Annotated in this window: 3 protein-coding genes and 2 pseudogenes (2 of these 5 only partly in view); all 5 read right to left on the bottom strand. The window is 63.9% G+C overall.

Features of this window, described 5'->3' with window-relative positions:
• Window positions 1–555: pseudogene (gene tuf, locus ACFE99_RS07035) on the bottom strand (elongation factor Tu); it reaches 643 nt to the left of the window's first position.
• Between the two features lie 79 nt (window positions 556–634).
• Complete coding sequence (gene fusA / locus ACFE99_RS07030) at window positions 635–2,740, bottom strand: elongation factor G (RefSeq protein WP_375483740.1); 2,106 nt, start codon at window positions 2,738–2,740, stop codon at window positions 635–637.
• 79 nt (window positions 2,741–2,819) lie between these two features.
• Entirely contained in the window at window positions 2,820–3,290 is a 471-nt protein-coding gene (gene rpsG / locus ACFE99_RS07025) for a 30S ribosomal protein S7 (RefSeq protein ID WP_083089165.1), read from the bottom strand.
• Window positions 3,290–3,664 carry a 30S ribosomal protein S12 gene (rpsL, locus tag ACFE99_RS07020; protein WP_007167812.1) on the bottom strand — a complete coding sequence of 125 codons (375 nt, stop codon included), beginning with the start codon at window positions 3,662–3,664 and terminating at the stop codon, window positions 3,290–3,292. The genes rpsG and rpsL overlap by 1 nt, the downstream gene beginning before the upstream one ends.
• A gap of 212 nt (window positions 3,665–3,876) precedes the next feature.
• A pseudogene (locus ACFE99_RS07015) lies at window positions 3,877–4,031 on the bottom strand (TetR/AcrR family transcriptional regulator); it runs 442 nt beyond the window's last position.

Genomic DNA, 4,031 nt, shown 5'->3' with positions numbered 1-4,031 from the left:
CTTCGGGTCGCCCTCGAGTGCCTTCAGCGCCGAAACCCGGATGACGGGAGCGTCCTCGTCGAACTCCTGGGCGGCCAGCAGTTCCCGGACCTCCATTTCGACGAGCTCGAGCAGCTCCTCGTCGTCGACGGCGTCGGCTTTGTTCAGCGCGACCAGGATGTAGGGCACCCCGACCTGACGGGCGAGCAGCACGTGCTCACGGGTCTGCGGCATCGGGCCGTCGGTGGCGGCGACCACCAGGATCGCGCCGTCCATCTGGGCGGCACCGGTGATCATGTTCTTGATGTAGTCGGCGTGGCCGGGAGCATCGACGTGGGCATAGTGCCGTTTTTCGGTCTGATACTCCACGTGCGCGATGTTGATGGTGATACCGCGCTGACGCTCCTCAGGCGCATTGTCGATCTGGTCGAACGCCTTCGTCTCGTTCACGTCGGGATACTTGTCGTGCAGAACCTTGGTGATAGCCGCGGTCAGCGTGGTCTTGCCGTGGTCAACGTGACCGATGGTCCCGATGTTGACGTGCGGCTTCGTCCGCTCGAACTTCGCCTTCGCCACTTTTGTGTCCTCCTGGACTTGTTGGTGCTTGTAAAAGCAGTGTTGATGTGTTCAGTTGTGCCGCGGTAGCGACAGGAGCTTACTGCCCCGTCGCCTTCGCGATGATCTCCTTCGACACCTGCGCCGGCACTTCGGCGTAGGAGTCGAACACCATGGAGTAGTTCGCCCGGCCTTGAGTCTTCGACCGCAGGTCGCCGACGTAGCCGAACATCTCCGACAGCGGCACGTGCGCCTTGACAACGCGTGTGCCCGCCCGCTCCTCCATGGCCTGGATCTGACCACGGCGGGAGTTCAGGTCGCCGATCACGTCGCCCATGTAGTCCTCTGGAGTGAGGACCTCGACGGCCATGATCGGCTCCAGGATCACCGGCTGCGCCGCAGCGGCGGCTTTCTTCAGCGCCTGCGAGCCGGCGATCTTGAACGCCATTTCCGATGAGTCCACCTCGTGGTAGGCGCCGTCTTCCAACGTCACCTTGAGGTTCACCAGCGGGTAGCCGGCCAGCACACCGTATTGCATAGCGTCCTGGGCGCCCGCATCCACCGACGGGATGTACTCGCGCGGGATGCGCCCACCGGTTACCTTGTTCTGGAACTCGTATGTGGCGCCGTCCTCGCCTTTGAACGGCTCGACGGTGATGATGACCTTCGCGTACTGGCCGGAGCCGCCGGTCTGCTTCTTGTGGACGTACTCGACGTGCTCCACCTTGCGGCGGATGGTCTCCTTGTACGCCACCTGCGGCTTACCGACGTTGGCCTCGACCTTGAATTCGCGGCGCATCCGGTCGACCAGGATGTCGAGGTGCAGCTCGCCCATCCCGCCGATCACGGTCTGGCCGGTCTCTTGATCGAGGTGCACCTTGAAGGTCGGGTCTTCCTCGGCGAGCTTCTGGATCGACGCCGACAGCTTCTCCTGGTCGCTCTTGGTCTTGGGCTCGATAGCCACCTCGATCACCGGGTCGGGGAACGTCATTGACTCCAGCACGACCTGGTCGTTGGGGTCACTCAAGGTGTCACCCGTGGTGGTGTCCTTCAGGCCGATCACCGCGTAGATGTGGCCGGCACTGGCCCTGTCGACCGGGTTCTCCTTGTTGGAGTGCATCTGGAACAGCTTGCCCAGCCGCTCCTTCTTGCCCTTGGTCGCGTTGATGACCTGGCTGCCGGAGTCCACCGTTCCGGAGTAGACCCGGATGTAGGTCAGCTTGCCGAAGAACGGGTGGGTGGCGATCTTGAACGCCAGCGCCGAGAACGGTTCGTCGGTGGTCGCGTGGCGGACGACCTCCACGTCCTCATGGCCGGGTGCATGCCCGGTCGCCGGTGGCACGTCCAGCGGGGACGGCAGGTAGTCGACCACCGCGTCCAGCATCGGCTGCACGCCCTTGTTCTTGAACGCGCTGCCGCACAGCACCGGGTAGATCTCGGAGGCGATCGTCAGCTTGCGGATCGCGGCCTTGATCTCCTCGACGGTGATCTCCTCGCCGCCGACATACTTCTCCAGCAGCTCCTCGTCGGTCTCGGCGACGATCTCCAGCAGCTTGGCGCGGTACTCCTCGGCGCTCTCGGCCAGCTCGGCCGGGATGTCGACGACGTCGTACTTCTCGCCCAGCTTGGTTTCGCCGCGCCACACCTTGGCGTTCATCTCGACCAGGTCGACAACGCCTTCGAATGCGCTCTCCGAGCCGATCGGCAATTGGATCGGCACCGCGTTGGCGCCCAGCCGCTCCTCCATCGTCTTGACGGAGAAGTAGAAGTCGGCGCCGATCTTGTCCATCTTGTTGACGAAGCAGATCCGCGGAACGTTATATTTGTCGGCCTGCCGCCACACCTGCTCGGACTGCGGCTCGACACCTTCCTTGCCGTCGAAGACCGCGACGGCACCGTCGAGGACGCGCAGGTTGCGCTCCACCTCGACGGTGAAGTCGACGTGGCCGGGAGTGTCGATGATGTTGAGCTGGTTGCCTTTCCAGAACGTGGTGGTGGCGGCGGAGGTGATGGTGATCCCCCGCTCCTGCTCTTGCTCCATCCAGTCCATGGTGGCGGCGCCGTCGTGCACCTCACCGATCTTGTAGTTGATACCGGTGTAGTAGAGGATGCGTTCGGTCGTCGTCGTCTTGCCGGCATCGATGTGCGCCATGATGCCGAAGTTGCGGACCTTGCTCAGGTCGGTCAGCACGTCCTTCTGTGCCACAGAAGTCTTCCCACCTTTTCGGTTGCTCTAGTTCGTCGTTCGCTGTCGTTGTCGTCACCGGCGCCGCTGCCGGTATTTCTCACCAGCGATAATGCGCGAAGGCGCGGTTTGCCTCGGCCATCTTGTGGGTGTCCTCGCGCCGCTTGACGGAGGCCCCGAGGCCATTGCTGGCATCCAAGATCTCGTTTGCCAGGCGCTCGATCATGGTCTTTTCACGACGTTGCCGGGAGAAGTTGACCAGCCAGCGCAGTGCCAGCGTGGTGGACCGGTCCGGGCGCACCTCGACGGGCACCTGGTAGGTGGCACCGCCGACACGCCGGCTGCGAACCTCCAGCGCCGGCCTGACATTGTCGAGAGCACGCTTGAGCGTGATGACCGGGTCGGTGCCAGTCTTCTCGCGAGCATGTTCGAGCGCACCGTAAACAATGCGTTCGGCGAGCGATTTCTTCCCTTTCAGAAGAACTTTGTTCACCAGCTGGGTGACCAACTGCGATCCGTAGACCGGGTCGTTGACCAGGGGACGCTTGGGCGCCGGCCCCTTGCGCGGCATCAGCTCTTCTCCTTCTTGGCGCCGTAGCGGCTGCGAGCTTGCTTGCGGTTCTTGACCCCCTGGGTGTCGAGCGAGCCCCGGATGATCTTGTACCGCACACCGGGCAGGTCCTTCACCCGGCCGCCGCGCACCAGGACCATCGAGTGCTCCTGCAAGTTGTGGCCCTCACCGGGGATGTAGGCGGTGACCTCAACCTGGCTGGTCAGCTTGACGCGCGCCACCTTCCGAAGCGCCGAGTTCGGCTTCTTCGGGGTGGTGGTGTACACGCGGGTGCACACGCCACGACGCTGCGGGCTGCCTTTCAGGGCCGCGGTCTTGACCTTGGCGATCTTGTCGCGACGACCCTTGCGGACCAGCTGCTGAATGGTTGGCATCTACCGGCTTTCTGTGTTGCGCTCTCGATTCAAGTCTGTGTACTGCAGTTATGCCCCGTCGCGGTCCCCCGCGGCCGGGAGTGTCGCATGCGCTTGCCCCGGATTTCATCCGTTGCGTCATGGACATGCGAATTGGCCCGGCGTGCGCGCCTTACCAGCGCCTTGAGCCGCCAGGCACGAGCAACCACAATACCCGCCGCTGGTCGGGCAGGTCAAAGTGACGCAGAACGCCCGGTTTCCGGGTCGCTTCCGGTGAGTCCGCTGCGGCGCTCCAGGCCGGCCGCCAACCGCAGCACCATGTCGGAGAATACGGCGTCGGTGTCGATGTCGTCCAGCGGCAGCTCGGGGCCGGGCCGGGCCAGGCGTC

Origin of the sequence: uncultured Mycobacterium sp., from assembly GCF_964249325.1 — a bacterium.
In the GTDB taxonomy this organism is placed as follows: Bacteria; Actinomycetota; Actinomycetes; order Mycobacteriales; family Mycobacteriaceae; genus Mycobacterium.
The sequence above is the reverse complement of the archived record's forward strand: the minus strand, read 5'-3'. Positions and strand labels throughout refer to the sequence as shown.

Excerpts from the sequence above, each read along its gene's own strand:
- rpsL (WP_007167812.1), bottom strand. The coding sequence starts at position 3,664 with ATGCCAACCATTCAGCAGCTGGTCCGCAAGGGTCGTCGCGACAAGATC.
- rpsG (WP_083089165.1), bottom strand. The coding sequence starts at position 3,290 with ATGCCGCGCAAGGGGCCGGCGCCCAAGCGTCCCCTGGTCAACGACCCG.